Origin of the sequence: Sporosarcina sp. USHLN248 (genome assembly GCF_037144575.1) — a bacterium.
Taxonomy (GTDB): domain Bacteria; phylum Bacillota; class Bacilli; order Bacillales_A; family Planococcaceae; genus Sporosarcina; species Sporosarcina contaminans.
Window position 1 is genome coordinate 13,070 of sequence record NZ_JBBCZC010000044.1, and the last position, 15,227, is coordinate 28,296.

Below are 15,227 nucleotides of genomic sequence, written 5' to 3' on the forward strand. Positions count from 1 at the left end.
TAATTTTGGATACAGACGCATAAATAATGCCGACAGCGCAGAAATTGGATTGTGAACGCATAAGTCACGATAGCAACGAATAAATCATTTCAAACACGCATAATATCAATCCAAAACGCATACAACAATTCAACAATCCATAAATTCACAGCACCCACGCAAGAAAAGCGTTAATTGGTCAAAAGCATCTACTGCGACGTTTGATTTCCTTCGAATTATTCAGACGTCCACGATACAGGGTAAGCTGCAAAACGTAAAGATGACGCATCACAACATAGAACATCCGCAACACAACGTAAACCCGACGCTTCAAAACGTAGAACGGACGCATCCCATCGATCACACTCACAACAAAAAGCCCTCTGCAAAAGGACAGTAAAGTCCAGTTGCAGAGGACGAAGATCCATTTTATAGGGATCACGCGTTGCCACCTCTATTTGAAGCCACACGAAAACAGCTTCCACTCGGCGCGTCTGAAAAGACGCTTCCCATAACGCGGGAAAAACGTCCGCCTAAAAAGGCAGCTCTCATAAGTCCATTCACATCGGTCGCGAACCAGTTTCCACCACCCACTGACTCTCTATCATCGCTTATCCGATGCTACTATTCTTACTCTACAATTTCTCAGCTATGCTCTTCTTAACTCAGCTCATCTGTTCTTGGGCGGTACCGCTCCCGGCACCTCTACCCGATCCGAACAAAAAAGTTGTACCAACCTTACTATGGATTCGATCAATTGTCAACCTTTCGATAATATATGAAATCACTCATTTTTGTATAACCTTCTTTCAAGCTGTACAATAAAGAAAAGAAATCCCGAAAAAGGTGACATTCAATGCGAATTAATAAATTTTTAAGTGAAGCTGGCATCGTCTCCCGACGCGGCGCTGATAAGTGGATCGAAGATGGCCGCGTTACAATCAACGGACAATTAGCGGAATTAGGCAGTAAAGTTGAACACGGTGATGAAGTTCACGTTGACGGTAAACCCGTAAAGACCGAGGAACAGCTTGTCTACATCGCACTCAATAAGCCCGTCGGCATTACAAGCACGACGGAACGCCATATCGAAGGCAATGTCGTCGATTTCGTCAACCATCCGCTGCGCATCTTCCATATTGGACGGCTTGACAAAGACTCCGACGGATTGCTGCTTCTTACGAACGACGGCGACATCGTCAATGAAATTCTGCGGGAAGAGCATGGCCATGAAAAGGAATACATTGTTACTGTTGACCGCCCCATTACGAAAGAATTCGTTCAAAACATGGAATCTGGCGTTGAAATTCTCGACACGATAACGAAACCATGCAAAGTGAAACCATTAGGTCCACGAAAATTCAACATTACATTGACACAAGGGTTAAACCGCCAAATCCGCCGCATGTGCTCAGCGTTAGGTTACAATGTAAGACGTCTTCAGCGCACACGGATCATGAACATCCATCTTGGCAATTTGCCGATTGGCCATTGGCGCGACTTAACGGAAAAGGAATTGCATGAAATGTTTCAAATGCTTGATTATAGACCGAAAAGATAACCCTTCAGAAAGTCTAGGCTCCTATCATCAATCATTCAAGGTTAAATTAATAAACCACTCGGTTGTAGCCGAGTGGTCAGAATAATTAAGGCATTATCGATTTACATTACCCATTCGACACGGGCGCCGAATTGAAGGATGGGTAATTTCTTTTTTCTTCGCGAGATTTCTTTTCAAATTTTAATAAACCGCTGATGATGCACACCTATAGCGTTCATAGAATTGCTGTAACCGACTTTCCTTTCTTCACGGCCCTCAGTCTCTAACCCAATCCAGCATAAGCAATTGCTATTAGCAACTCTCCTGATCCAAGCAACATTACGCATTCGGCATATATGCCAATCGCTGGATTGTTCCAACGCTTTCCATAAATTGTGCTCTGCCAATGAAAGATCACTGTTGCCATATTGTTCAGGCTGTCAAATTGCTTTTTCTGCTCTTTCGTTAATCGGTTTCCCGGTCCAACGGCATAAGTTCCGAGTATAGTCGATCAGTTTTCATTGCGCTCATCTGAAGGTGCTCTTCAGCTCAAACTTCAACAAGCTCATCGGCCTTTGCCTCTGTAAAAATCTTACGGTAGCGTTCCTCTGTTCCGAACACTTTCTTTTCAATATCGTCAATGACAATTTTCTCATGCTCTAATATTTTCAAAACCTGGTCCAAAGCTACATCGCGGCGGTAAATATGCAAGTGTCTATCAACTTGTTCCACAGGAACACCCGCTGCAGCAAGCGCCTTTACAGCCTTTTCCGTCTGATCTACAGCAATTTGGTAACGCACTTGCTCAAACTCCGCCATATTTTCTTTTATTAAATTCCCTTTCTTCAGGAATAGGATTGACGATGTCACCCGGTCAATTTCTGCCAAATTATGTGAAGACAATAAGATTGTCGTTCCTTCATCGCGCAGCGCAAGGAGCAACTCACGCACACGAATCGCACTTGTCGGATCGAGACCGTTGAGCGGCTCATCCAAAATCATTAGCTTCGGCTTATTCACGACAGCCATTGCAAGCAGCAAATGCTGTTTCATTCCGAGCGAGTAATTTTTTACCTTTTTATTCAAATAACTCGTAATACCGATACGGTCTGCAGTATTCAACAACTGTTTCTTTGATAATCCTTGCACATCGCAAATGAACTGCAAATGATCGTACCCTGTCAAATATTCGTATAGCACCGTATTATCCTGCATAAATGAAATTTCCCGAAAAATATTCGGGTCATGGTTGTTCTTCCCAAGAACCGTTACTTTCCCTTTATCCGCAGGCAACAAATTCGTAATGATATTGAGCAAAGTTGACTTCCCTGACCCATTCGGCCCAACAAGCGCAATGATCTGAGGCTCCTCGATCTCAAACGTAATTCCCTTCAACACCTGTTCCTTGCCATATGATTTGTACACATCTGTTACGGATAAAATCATGTTTACAACTCCCCCTATCGTTTCATAAAATCCAATTATCTCCATTCTACTATAGTTACAACATAATTTGTTTAAAAATTTTATTTATTTTACAAATTAAAAATCCACCTTACCATCCGCTGTTAAGGTGGATTTTTGATTCAATTCAACTCGATTTTAATAAGTGTTGTGCATACATACAATCCATCAATTCTTTCACAGCGACTTCTCCTGCATGGATCCATCTGTTTTTATCAATAATTTTGCCATCCTGATCAATCGGTTGCTGAAATTGACTGAATCCGGTTGCATCCAATAGTGAACTTTCATCACGGTCAAGGCCAATATGAACAACATGCTTGATAATATACGGTGTACCAAATTTGATGGAAGCTTCATAATGATCAAGCATACCTTCAGTTACGACAAAAGGAATTCGGATATAGATTGTTTCTCCACCTTCCCGACACAAAATGTGATCGAAGCACCCTTGATCATAATCCCAGTTTCCACCCATATGATAACCTAATTCCCGGATGCAATCGCTCACAACACCGAATGAAGCAGTTTGGCCCTCCAGCCCAGTCTCTAATTTCAACATACTTTCTCCTCCTTTAGATTAATTCGCTATACAGCATTCTCAATAGAAGAGGAAGACATACAATCGAAAGTAGCAGATTACCACTCCTTCCGTACGGCTATACTTTGTATAACATCTACATTGGAGGGGAACTGTTTGACGACGATACATAATACGCAAGCACATTCAAATAACAGGGGGACATTTGCGCGTCGAAACCTTTGGTCAGGTATTTTGTTCGGATTAGGCTTTGTTGCATTTCTCGATGAGGCATTATTTCATCAACTTTTACACTGGCATAAGTTTTATGATAAATCGACTGTCGCCGTAGGTCTCATTTCAGATGGCCTGTTTCATGCATTCAGCTATTTTGCAACTGTTGGAGCGTTATTCTTAGTTGCCGACCTACGAAGGCGAAACGCATTGTGGCATAAGATGTGGTGGGGAGGAAAATTGTTAGGTGCCGGAGCTTTTCAGCTTTATGATGGAACAGTCCAGCATAAGATCATGCGCATCCACCAAATTCGATACAATGTCGATCTTTTACCGTATGATCTAGTGTGGAATATTTCTGCAGCGGTCATGATATTGGTCGGTATTGGTTTGGTTGTTAATGCGAGACGTGACCAGCGTGAAGGGAGAGGAGCGTTTGCTAATGCATGATGCTCATTTTCTATTGACTGATCTGCTTTTTGGTAGTTCAGCTCTGCTTGCAATTGGGCTATACATCGGGGCTGTAGTCATTACAAACAGAAGGAGACGACTTCGAAAATGGCCTATGCTCCGGTCAATTTCATTTATAGCAGGTGTGCTCGTTGCTGCGATGGCAATTGTTGGCCCACTCTCACGCCTATCTCATTCCGATTTCACAGCCCATATGGCAGGACATTTACTGTTAGGCATGCTCGCTCCGCTTCTCATTGCAATCGCTGCACCTATGACACTAGTATTGCGCACACTCAACGTCCATTTAGCAAGGAAGCTTAGCAGATTGCTGCAAAGTTCGTTTGTTGGATTCTACACCCACCCGATTGTCGCTTCCCTTTTAAACATCGGTGGGTTATGGCTTCTTTATACGACCGATTTATATACAGCGATGCATGCAAACATCTATCTCCACATCATCATTCACATACATGTTTTCCTATCCGGCTATTTATTCACAATCTCTTTGGTTTATATCGATCCAGTCTCCAATCGTTTCAGTTATAAATACAGGACGATTGTCTTCATTATTGCGCTTGCCGGTCATGGGATTCTGTCAAAATTCATCTATGCATATCCACCAGCGGGCGTCCCGGAGGAACAGGCAAGGATCGGTGCCATGCTAATGTATTATGGCGGCGATGCTGTTGATCTATTGTTGATTTTTATCTTATTCAAGCATTGGTATCAATCCGTTCGTCATCGAAAGCTTGTTTCCGTGGTGGGGCGGGGATAGTATTTTTGATTCTAAACGTTATTTATCAAAAAAGGGTACAGTAAAGGCTATTTTTTAGATCAAATGAAAATGATGACTCTTTATAGTCAAGAATCGCCGACTGTAAATAAGCTCTTTTGAAATGTATGTAGAAATTCCATATTCGAAGCCGATTGTATCAATTGCCTTTACCGAAAGTAAAAGTGTCTATAACTTAAAATTACTTAGCAACGCTTAATAAGTTTTTGGGCATAAGTAAGCTTGCTACTTTTTCCACGATCAAGGATAGAATGGATAAGTGTTGGTTACGCTCAAATTCATTCATTTTATACAAACGATGTAATGTAAACACCAAAAAAGTACATTCAAAAAGGCAGCCCTTCCCAGCTCATTCGGGAAATGGTTGCCTTATGATAATAAGTTTCGGCTTTTCCAATACAAGCTAAAAAGGTCTGTTCTGTTTAGAGCGTAGCCAATATTTCTTTCTTTTTTCGCACCCTATACCTTGACCGCAAATGCAACACTCCATAACCAACACCAACCAATAATACCGATACACCTACAAGCATCAAACACCCATTCAACACCGACACACCTGGATTATTCAATACCGTTGACACTTCCCCATTGATGATCCGGCCGATATCTAAATAGGTGAACGGGGAAAACTGCGCGTAATCGCCTAACTTGTCGCTTAGAATATAACCAAATCCGCAAATTAACCCCGCAAAGCCATATACAACGAACGCCCGTGGAATGAAAATCCCTAACAGATGCACAAGGGCAATCAAAAACAGGAAAATGCAAACGGTTAGCGCCACTCCGCTCAACACATAGTCACCTAACGGCATGAAATCAAAGCCGCCCTCAAGTGCCCTCATTCCCGTATATCCTTCAGCCTCCACCACCTTTTTACTGTTGTAATGAAAGATCGGATAATACCAGTCTCCGAAGCGATTGAATAATGTGCTGACGAGTAGAACGAATGCAAAGATGCCAACTAAGCCGGAAACGCCCACCAAGACCCCCGTAATCACTTTCCCGAAGAAAATTGACCGCATCATAACCGGCTGTGTCTGCAACGTTTGGATTGTTGGACGCTTCCCTTTCTCTCCCGCAAATCCTGCACCTGTGACAACGAGCAACAACAGCACCGGGATGAAATAGACATAGTTGTCAAAGTAGAAATGGAGCGAAAACAGACCGCTGTTATCGACCTTGCGATTCTTCTCAACATGCCATTTTTTCATTTCCTTGTCCGGCCAGCTCTCATACATCGTCGGGATTTCATCACCGGAAATGATCGGTTGAACATTATGCTTCATCAACCATTCCTTCTCAGCCTTGCTTGCTTCCAGCAAGACATAGCTGCGTGGTCCAATTCTCCAGCTAATATATTCATTATGAAATTCCCCGTTTTCCTCCCTGTTGTTAAATAACTGATATCGGTAAAAGGATTGCCAATCACCTTTCTCATATGCTTGTTTACCCATTTCATAATTGGCAAGGATGTCGCCGTAATACGCCATCATCATTTGCCACTGTTTCGGCGCATCCTCCTTGTAATACCTAATCAATGCTTCGTCTCCTGACTTCTCAGCCTCTTTCAGGTCTTCATCAATCGAAGCAAGCCTTTGCTCAGAATCGAGCATGAAATTTTTGTACATTGCTATGCTTTCATCGACCCCTGCAAAATACTCTACTTCCTTCTTCTGTGAAATCTGCCCAAGCAAAAAGAAACCGATCATAGCAAATAGGACCAGAACAACGGCGGACTGTCGCAACAATCCTTGCCGCTTCACCTTCCTCCATTCGAACAGGCTGCTATTCCGCACCCCCCATACATGTAGGGTTTTCCCATTATTAAAGGGCTTTTTCACATCTGACGCGCCTAACAAGCCCCTTTCGCCTTCCGGCAATGCGATGGCTATTGCCAGGATGAGAACACTCCAAACAATGGCACCGGCAGGAAAGACCCAAAATGAGCCGCCCACCGTTTCAGCGACGATTTCTGGGATGTTCAATACATAAAAAGGATTCCAGAAAACATGCAAACTTTCATTCATCAGCGTCATCGAATATCCGACCGATCCGACGAATCCCGTTAATACCAAAACTGAAAAAGAGCTTTTTAGTTGCGTGCTCAATAATATGATGAAACTGAATACCAACGCACCTGCGGCAAAAAACAGCACAAAGCTTCGAGCCAAATAAGCCGATGTCGAGATGAATGAGAACACCTCTCCGGATTGGACAAGCTGCGGATAATCAAAACGCCAAGCTTGCTCACCGAACAGATAAGGAATGAGCAAACCGATACAGGCGACCAAGAGAATAAACACAAGTATGACGAAGAGCTTCCCCGCAAACTTCATTAAAATCCGCTGCCTTCTTGGAATCGGCTGCGTTTTCAAGGTAAGCCACGTCTGCTGCTCTTTTTCAGCTGTCAGTGCATTGCCAAAGAACAGCACTAAGAACACAATCGCTCCAGCGCTTAAAAGAATATCCGTACTTTGCTTAAGGACAAGTGCAGGCGCAAGGGGAAATTCGTCGTCCACATAAGGAAGGTCATGCGCAAGAAGCCACTCGTTCTTTTGGATGGCCTTCTCCCTTTCCAGTCCATACAGCGAACTGAACCCGCCCTCCACTTCCTCAAACGCTTCCACGCTTTTCAAAAATTCCTGTTCAATGGAAGGGATCTCATCCCACTTTTCACTGTGAACAATTCCTTTCCAGCGAAAGATGATCGTTCCCATTTCAATAACATGCACTTGCTGTTGCTTCATCTCTTCGTCCAGTCTATCCTTTAATTCGCCATCCTTATAGAAATTATAAAGGCCGTCCACCTCCTCAGAATAAGGTCGGATCACCTCCGAATACCTTTCTTTCATAGCCTCCTTTTTAGAAAAGTTCTGATTAAAGACAAAACCCACACCTAACAGGACAACGACCAGCAACCAAATCAGCTTCTTCTGCCGAAAGATCTTTTTTAGTTCAAATTTTAGTAAACCCATATAACCACACCTTCTTTTAGGTTGTTGCTTCAACTGATTTTCCCTTTCTTCACATACACTCTATTAAGAACCATGATCAAAAAAATAGCTTACAAGTCCTAAGTAACCTTCATACCCGTCATCACTACTATAAAAGTAAAGTCTCGGTGGAATCACCACAAATCGAAGTTCCTCAGTTACCTGCTTACTCTTTTGATAAAGCTCAATCTCCTGCTGGCCTTCGCTCGCCAAAACGAACTGATTTTGAACACCTACAGTTACCGAAAACACTGCAATGAGACTTATAATAAACATGAACGTTTTTCTTCTCATTTTTACACTTCTCGCATATTTAAGAATATAGGCCGATGATTCCGATAATCTAACCAATCCATATTCCACCATGTTTTGCTATTGCATTTTTTATATAATCAAACAATCAAGTTATTGATTCAGCTTGTTGACAAACGCTCGCATACTGCGTTGCTCGTCTCGCTCGTCCCCTCATGAACCTAAGTTCTATTCGGGTCTTCGCTCGACTTCGCGCCTTGTCTGACAAGCGTTTTCAAGTCAAGCTGGGCAAACACCTATCTCATGACTACAAACCTTAAAAGGACTGTAGACAAAGTAAAAAGATACTTTGTCTACAGTCTGAATCAAGTTATTGATTAATACAGATTCATCTATGAGTTGCGCAAGTATTAGATGAATTTACCAAAAAACATAAATTAGTATTAAAGACCTTCACTGAAGCAAAAAAACTAATTGGCAAAATTGATTTTAGCAAGCTATTTGATGCTCTGGATGCTTCTATCAAAGCCATTGAGGCCCAATACATTTACATTGTTTTCGCCAACACCTCATTCCCTTTTCTCGTGCCAACCCTAGACCGCAAAATCAACACACCATATCCAACTCCAACTAATAAAACCGCCGCACCTAGAAGCACGAAACACCCATTCAACACCGACACACCCGGATTATTCAGCACTGTCGATACTTCCCCATTGACGATTCGGCCGATATCCAAATAGGTGAACGGGGAAAACTGCGCGTAATCGCCTAGTCCGTCACTCAAGAAATACCCAACTCCACTGATTAACGCGACACTGCTATATACTACAAATGCGCGTGGCATGAAAAGCCCGGCTACATGTACCATCGCAATCAAAAACAGGAAGATGCAGATGGATAGCGCCACTCCGCCCAGCACATATTCACCTAACGGCATAAAATCAAAACCGCCTTCAAACGCCCTCATCCCCGTGTAGCCTTCAGCTTCCACTACCTTTTTGCTGTTGTAATGGAAGATCGGATAATACCAGTCACCGAAGCGATTGAACAGCGTGCCGACGAGTAGGACGAATGCAAAGATGCCAACTAACACGGAAATCCCTACTAAAACCGCCGTAGTCACTTTGCCAAAGAAAACCGACCGCATAGCAACCGGCTGCGTCTGCAGCGTTTGAATCGTAGGACGCTTCCCTTTCTCACCTGCAAATCCTGCACCCAACACGAATAGCAAAGGCACTATTGGAATGAAATAGACATAGTTATCAAAGTACAGATAAAGTGAAAACAGTCCGCTGTTATCGATCTTTCGATTTTGCTCAACATGCGCCTTTTTCTTTTCCTTGTCTGGCCAAATTTCATAAATCGTCGGGATTTCATCACCTGATATGATCGGTTGGACATCATGTTTCATTAGCCATTCCTTCTCTGCTTTGCTCGCTTCGAATATGACATAGCTGTATGGCCCAAGTTCCCAGTGGATACCTTCTGGGACTAATTCCCCGCTCGTCACCATATTATTGAAAAGTTGATATTCATAAAATGATTGCCAATTTCCCTGCTCGTAAGATCTTTTGCCCATTTCATTATTCAATAGAACGTTTTGGTAGAAATTCAGAACTTCTTCTCCTCGCTTAACATCCTCCTTGGAAAATAATATTGTAAGCTCATCGCCTGTAGCTTCGGCTTCTTTCAATTTCTCTTCAGATAATGCAACCCACGTTTCCGCTTCTGGCACTACTACATCTCTATAGCTCACTATTTTTTCATCTAATGCCTTTATATACTCAGCCTCTTTCTTCTGCGAAATCTGCCCAAGCAAAAAGAAACCGATTACGACAAAAAGCACCACCACAATAACGGCCTGCCTCAACAACCCGTGCCGCTTCAACTTCCGCCACTCAAACAAGGTGCTGTTCCAAACCTTCCGGAATTGTTGAGTCCTTCCCTTATCAAAGGGCTTCTTCATATCCGATGCGCCGAATAATCCCCTCTCCCCTTCAGGCAACACCATAGCCGCCACTAACAAAAGCGCACTCCAACAGACCGCCGCTAGTGGATATAGCCAAAATAACGAGCCATCCACCGTTTCAGAGACAATCGTCGTCATGCTCAGTAAATGAAAAGGATTCCAAAACGCCTGCATTCCTTCATTCACCAACGTTGCCGAATAACCTACAGCACCAACAAACCCCGTCAACACCAAAACGGCAAATGTGCTTCTGAAATGCGTACTCAACAGCATGACGAAACTGAAAACCAATGCGCCCACACAGAAAAACAACAAAAAAATCCGAGCCAAAAACACACTTGTTGAAATAAATGTGAATTCCTCTCCATATTGGATAAGTTGCGGATAAGTGAAGTTCCATGCCTGCTCACCGAATGCATAAGGGATCAATAGTCCGACAGATAAAACCATCAATAGAAAAGCAATAAGTACAATGAGCACCCCTGCATACTTCGCCAAGATGCGCTTCCACCTGGCAATCGGCTGTGTTTTCAGCATCAACCAAGTCTGCTGTTCTTTTTCAGACGTCACAACATTTCCAAAGAAAAGGACGAGAAGCGAAATTCCGCCAACACTTAATAGAAGGTTTGAACTTTCCTTTGCTACAAGAGCCGGTGAAAGGGGGTATTCTTCATCCACATATGGAAGCTCATGCCCAAGAAGCCAATTATTTTTCTGTATGAATTTCTCCCGTTCCAACCCATACAGCGAACTAAATCCACCTTCTGCCTGTTCAAATAACGCTACAGCCTCCACGAAATCTTGTTCAATGGCTGGAATTTCACTCCATCCCCCGTTTTGGATGGCCCCTTTCCAACGAAAGAAGATTGTTCCTAATTCAACAATGTGCTCTTGTTGCTTCCGCATCGCTTCATCTAAATTATCTTCGTATTCGAGTCCTTTATAAAAATGGTACCGTGCGTCAACCTCCTCCGAGTACGGGTGAATTGTTTCCAAGGCTCTTTCTTTCACGGACTCCCGCTCGGAAAAGTTCTGAAAAAAGATACCCCCGATACTTAATAACACGACCAATAGCAACCAAACAAGCTTCTTTTGCCGCCACATCTTCTTCATTTCAAATTTCAATAAACCCATAACGCTACACCCCTCACTTCAGCGTTCATGCCGTTGCTCAATTATTAGGTTCAGTTCTGACAGTACAGTTTCTGAAAACATACAGATTAATATAGCAAAGCCCTTCCCCTAAGCATATTAAAGGAAGGGCACATTCTTACTCGATTTGCTCGATCAGTTGCCTAGTAGGAGGTATTGGGTAAGGGAGGTCATATCGGTATAGTGTACCAGAGTATCTGTTGAGTCCTGGTTCAATGGAGTAATCAAATTGTAAATATCCCCGGTACGTAACTCCATAATATTTTGTTTCAAAATATTTGTACGGCATAGCAAAACCGACATCAACTACTGCGTGAGCAATCGATCGTGGATAGTCTTCGACACTATTCGGTTGGAAGTTTGTCGCACCTTCATCCGCCGATACCTGACTACCTTGAGCAAAAATCGCAATTGCCATCACCAAACTAAGAAACGCCAACTTTACTAATCTGTCCGTAGTTCCACCCATGAACGTGAATGCTATTCTTTTTATTTTTACGCTCCTTGTAGCATATTTAAGAATATCGGCGGACAATTCTTATAATTTAATCATTCCATATTCCACCATGTTTGTCCATAACTATTTTTTGCACAAATCAAACAATTAAACTATTGATTAATACTTATTTTCAGTAGTGAGTTGCGCAAATTTCAGACAAACTCCCCCGAAAACTAAAATTAGTAGTAAAAACCATTAATGAAGCAAAAAATAAATTGCTAAGTCATCCTCATTTTATTTAACCTTATCGAACAAATTCGCATCCATAAAACATATTTTACGCAAGCGTAAACCAAGCATAAGAGAGAAAAATATTACGCTTATACAGAGCCTTCAATTTCTTCCGACATTCTTGGCAGCTCTTCGTTACCCTCATTACTTGCTTTGATATCAATTTGATTCGATAAGACAAACACGATTACCAGTAACCCAATACACCACCCCCTCACTCAACTATCTGTCGATAATACTCAACTGCTTTTTTGTACTTACGCTTAGATGCATAGAACTCCGCTAATCTCTTAGAGTAGTGCTTTGTCTGGTTCTTATCCTTCCTTTTCTGAAAATAGCGAACTGCAGTTAAAAGGGACACTTCAATCCGTTCATCATTTTCTTCATATAATGCTTGATACACATCAAATTGAGTTTCAAATCTTTTGCGCATTGGTGCACTCAATTTAGGGAGGATGCGATATCCTTCTTCAAGCCAATGACGAATATCTTTCCGATTCCCTAATTTGGCATGCTCATTTAGAAGAGAAAGCATGGAATAAACTTGCTGCTCCGGTTGCTTTTTGCACGTAATTGCCTGCAGGAAATGCGATATGGCCAAGTCCGTATGGTTGATAGCCGAATATACAGCCCCTATATTTTGATAAATCACTCCAAGGAAAGTTTGCAAATCTAACTGGCGACTCACCTTTTCAGCTAGCTGAAACGTTTCAAGTGCACGATCCATTTGTCCGATCTGTTTATAGGCAACTCCACTAACCAGATAACATTCCACTACTCTACGGCCTACCATTATTGACTGAAAAAAATTCAATGCTTCCTTTGCTTTTTCTAATGCCTCAAATTTCTGCCCATCAGCCATTAATGCAATCGATAAAACATAATAAAAATCGGCTCGTTCAAAATTAGAGAGCGGAAGAATCCCCATTAAGTTTAGTGCTTCTGAAAAACAGTCCAGACACACTTTCAATTCACCCACTCCATAACTAGCCATTCCTTTAATTTGTTGAACGCGGAATGCTTGGATTGGTGTTAAGTCAGTTTCAGTGAACTTGGCTAACGCTTGTAGTATATTTTCTTCTTGCTTATGCAGGACTGATTGCGCTCTTATGAGCATCAACTCCAAGTCAATTCGTAACGCCACTTCAACGGGCACTTTAAGCAACAACATATTTAACTCTTCCATTAGCTGTGCTGCGCCTTTTTGATCCCGTAAATTAATGATTGTTTCGAGACGTTCTTGCAGATGCTCTATTTCCACGTTTTTACTTTCATCATCAACTATCGGCACACCGAGTCTCTCCGAAAGCTTCCGCAATAACTCCTTGCTTGGATCGATTTTCCCGTTTTCAATTCTGCTCAAGTGAGAAATCGAACATATTTCTTTCGCCAAAGTTTCCTGCTTCATATTTTTCCGAAGGCGCTCTGTTTTGATAATCGTTCCGATAGTCATTTGTATCACCCACTTTATACATTTTGTTCTATTCTATCATTTTCAAAAATTTAATAAACTGTTATTCTTTGTAATATATGACAAATAGAATGATGCCTATCTATTATTTCCGTAATTCCGCCAAGACCAATCAAGCTGCTGAAAAGGATTGCAGGTCAAAACAGAACACGCCATCTTTTCACCCCACTCATTCTTTGTAATTGGATATAGAAAAACGGTGATATGTTTAACCTATCACCGTTTCAATAATCATGATTCATTTAAACAAATAAAACTGTAGACAAGTAGACAACAAACGTAACCGTAATTGCGCTTAGAATTGTTGAAAACAAAACAGTTTGCGCAGCCAAGTCCGGGCATATATCATATTCCAAAGCTAGCGTAGAACTATTCCTTGATGTCGGGAAGGAGCTTGCGATGAACAACGATTGAGCAACAACGCCATCGATCCCAAATAGGAAAATAAGTAGTAACGAAACGGCAGGACCAATGATTAACCTTCCGACACTACTTAAAATAATCGTTCGGTTCACAATCGTTTGAAGTTCTATTTGCGCGAGCTGTGCGCCCAATAAAATGAGTGCAATTGCCAAGAAAGCATCAGAAAGATGGCTTATTGGCGCATAGATTGGACCTGGAATCGGTACATGCAGCCAATTCAACAAGCCGCCGAGCAGCATAGCATGTATAATCGGCATTTTTAACAGAGATTTCAATATTTCCAGTCCCGACTTCGTCGCGGAAATTAAATTATATAACCCATATGTATACGTTAAAATATTTTGGAATACCATCACTATAATTTGGATGGATATGCCTAAAGGATTTGCCTGAAACAGCAGTTGACTCACCGGGATGCCGTAGTTCCCTGAATTGATAAGCGAAATGCTGTTTTTAAAGATTGCTGATTCCCCTTTGTCTAACTTGAGCAGCTTTCCCAATAAAATGGTTACAGCAATTAATAATAGGCTGAAGACAATTAAATATCCGATGATTTCCAAAAGGACTTGGACGTCAATTTCTGTCTCATAAAGATTGATAAAAACAGCAGCTGGCATAAGACAATATGTAATCAAATTCGAAATCGCCCGTAAATTAAATGAAAACTTTCTTTGCAATACTGCTCCGATCATAATCAGAATTAATATTGGTATGATGACATTAAAAAATATTGTTCCTATAAACATAGTGACCTCCCCCTGTTGATAGGTTCATATTCCAACCCTTCTACTCGAGTATACAGGAAAAAATCATCATCGTTACCACAAAAAACGGCAAGATGTTTTGCACAACGATTCATTGTACGACCACATCGCGCCGTCTATTATGCTCTTATTCATTCTTCAATAGCTTTGTTAAAAATTCCTTGTCACCTTGGTACGTTATTTCTGCAATCCCTTCTGGACGGACAATCGCAATTCCTTTGACTTCTCTTCAAGCTTTTATTCTCCGCCCTTTTCATACTCAACAGTAGCGGTGAAATTGTAGTTCGTCGGTGTATCTTCGCTTTGTTTAATTTCTATTTTCTTTACGGCTGTTTAATAGCCATATTCCTCAGCCGCGAGATGGAACTGTGACACCTGGATAGGCTACACTTAGATGGACAGAAAAATTAAGGTCTTGTAGAATACAACTAATAGAAATGAGGAGACTACAATGACCGAAAAAAGAACAAGAAGATCCTTTACCCAA

The 15,227-nt window shown here is 41.8% G+C and carries 11 protein-coding genes and 1 other annotated feature; of the genes, 3 read left to right on the forward strand and 8 right to left on the reverse strand.

Features of this window, described 5'->3' with window-relative positions; all coding sequences use genetic code 11:
* Positions 1 to 388: 388 nt before the first annotated feature.
* Positions 389 to 626: a binding site (T-box leader), on the reverse strand.
* A gap of 209 nt (positions 627 to 835) precedes the next feature.
* Positions 836 to 1,540, forward strand: coding sequence for a 23S rRNA pseudouridine(2604) synthase RluF (gene rluF / locus WFH04_RS15275; RefSeq protein WP_336824918.1), 705 nt, complete (start codon positions 836 to 838; stop codon positions 1,538 to 1,540).
* A gap of 528 nt (positions 1,541 to 2,068) precedes the next feature.
* Here the strand turns inward: rluF and WFH04_RS15280 are convergent.
* Together WFH04_RS15280 and WFH04_RS15285 are read right to left on the reverse strand one after the other, a co-directional pair.
* Positions 2,069 to 2,965, reverse strand: coding sequence for an ABC transporter ATP-binding protein (locus WFH04_RS15280; RefSeq protein WP_336824919.1), 897 nt, complete (start codon positions 2,963 to 2,965; stop codon positions 2,069 to 2,071).
* Positions 2,966 to 3,110: 145 nt separating this feature from the next.
* Entirely contained in the window at positions 3,111 to 3,545 is a 435-nt protein-coding gene (locus WFH04_RS15285; RefSeq protein WP_336824920.1) for a YugN family protein, read from the reverse strand.
* A gap of 144 nt (positions 3,546 to 3,689) precedes the next feature.
* Here WFH04_RS15285 and WFH04_RS15290 point away from each other — a divergent pair, with 144 nt between their 5' ends.
* Together WFH04_RS15290 and WFH04_RS15295 are read left to right on the forward strand one after the other, a co-directional pair.
* Positions 3,690 to 4,187, forward strand: a complete 498-nt coding sequence (locus tag WFH04_RS15290) for a DUF2243 domain-containing protein (protein ID WP_336824928.1) — start codon at positions 3,690 to 3,692, stop codon at positions 4,185 to 4,187.
* On the forward strand, positions 4,180 to 4,965 hold the full coding sequence (locus WFH04_RS15295) for a cytochrome c oxidase assembly protein (RefSeq protein WP_336824921.1): 786 nt from the start codon (positions 4,180 to 4,182) through the stop codon (positions 4,963 to 4,965). Before WFH04_RS15290 ends, WFH04_RS15295 begins: the two co-directional genes overlap by 8 nt.
* Positions 4,966 to 5,405: 440 nt before the next feature.
* On the opposite strand, the gene WFH04_RS15300 is transcribed toward WFH04_RS15295, so the two are convergent.
* The 6 genes from WFH04_RS15300 to WFH04_RS15325 form a co-directional block, all read right to left on the reverse strand.
* The gene (locus WFH04_RS15300; protein ID WP_336824922.1) at positions 5,406 to 7,958 is read right to left on the reverse strand and encodes an ABC transporter permease subunit; all 2,553 of its coding nucleotides are present in this window, start codon (positions 7,956 to 7,958) and stop codon (positions 5,406 to 5,408) included.
* Between the two features lie 63 nt (positions 7,959 to 8,021).
* Positions 8,022 to 8,327, reverse strand: a complete 306-nt coding sequence (locus tag WFH04_RS15305) for a hypothetical protein (RefSeq protein WP_336824923.1) — start codon at positions 8,325 to 8,327, stop codon at positions 8,022 to 8,024.
* A 448-nt stretch (positions 8,328 to 8,775) separates the two neighbouring features.
* Entirely contained in the window at positions 8,776 to 11,334 is a 2,559-nt protein-coding gene (locus tag WFH04_RS15310) for an ABC transporter permease subunit (RefSeq protein ID WP_336824924.1), read from the reverse strand.
* A 136-nt stretch (positions 11,335 to 11,470) separates the two neighbouring features.
* On the reverse strand, positions 11,471 to 11,821 hold the full coding sequence (locus WFH04_RS15315; RefSeq protein ID WP_336824925.1) for a hypothetical protein: 351 nt from the start codon (positions 11,819 to 11,821) through the stop codon (positions 11,471 to 11,473).
* Positions 11,822 to 12,296: 475 nt separating this feature from the next.
* Positions 12,297 to 13,535: a helix-turn-helix domain-containing protein gene (locus WFH04_RS15320; RefSeq protein ID WP_336824926.1), complete on the reverse strand. Its 1,239-nt coding sequence runs from the start codon at positions 13,533 to 13,535 to the stop codon at positions 12,297 to 12,299.
* A 260-nt stretch (positions 13,536 to 13,795) separates the two neighbouring features.
* Positions 13,796 to 14,722, reverse strand: a complete 927-nt coding sequence (locus WFH04_RS15325) for an AEC family transporter (RefSeq protein WP_336824927.1) — start codon at positions 14,720 to 14,722, stop codon at positions 13,796 to 13,798.
* Between the last annotated feature and the right edge of the window lie 505 nt (positions 14,723 to 15,227).

Coding starts and splice junctions, on each gene's coding strand:
- rluF (WP_336824918.1), top strand. CDS start 836: ATGCGAATTAATAAATTTTTAAGTGAAGCTGGCATCGTCTCCCGACGC.
- WFH04_RS15280 (WP_336824919.1), bottom strand. CDS start 2,965: ATGATTTTATCCGTAACAGATGTGTACAAATCATATGGCAAGGAACAG.
- WFH04_RS15285 (WP_336824920.1), bottom strand. CDS start 3,545: ATGTTGAAATTAGAGACTGGGCTGGAGGGCCAAACTGCTTCATTCGGT.
- WFH04_RS15295 (WP_336824921.1), top strand. CDS start 4,180: ATGCATGATGCTCATTTTCTATTGACTGATCTGCTTTTTGGTAGTTCA.
- WFH04_RS15300 (WP_336824922.1), bottom strand. CDS start 7,958: ATGGGTTTACTAAAATTTGAACTAAAAAAGATCTTTCGGCAGAAGAAG.
- WFH04_RS15310 (WP_336824924.1), bottom strand. CDS start 11,334: ATGGGTTTATTGAAATTTGAAATGAAGAAGATGTGGCGGCAAAAGAAG.
- WFH04_RS15315 (WP_336824925.1), bottom strand. CDS start 11,821: ATGGGTGGAACTACGGACAGATTAGTAAAGTTGGCGTTTCTTAGTTTG.
- WFH04_RS15320 (WP_336824926.1), bottom strand. CDS start 13,535: ATGACTATCGGAACGATTATCAAAACAGAGCGCCTTCGGAAAAATATG.
- WFH04_RS15325 (WP_336824927.1), bottom strand. CDS start 14,722: ATGTTTATAGGAACAATATTTTTTAATGTCATCATACCAATATTAATT.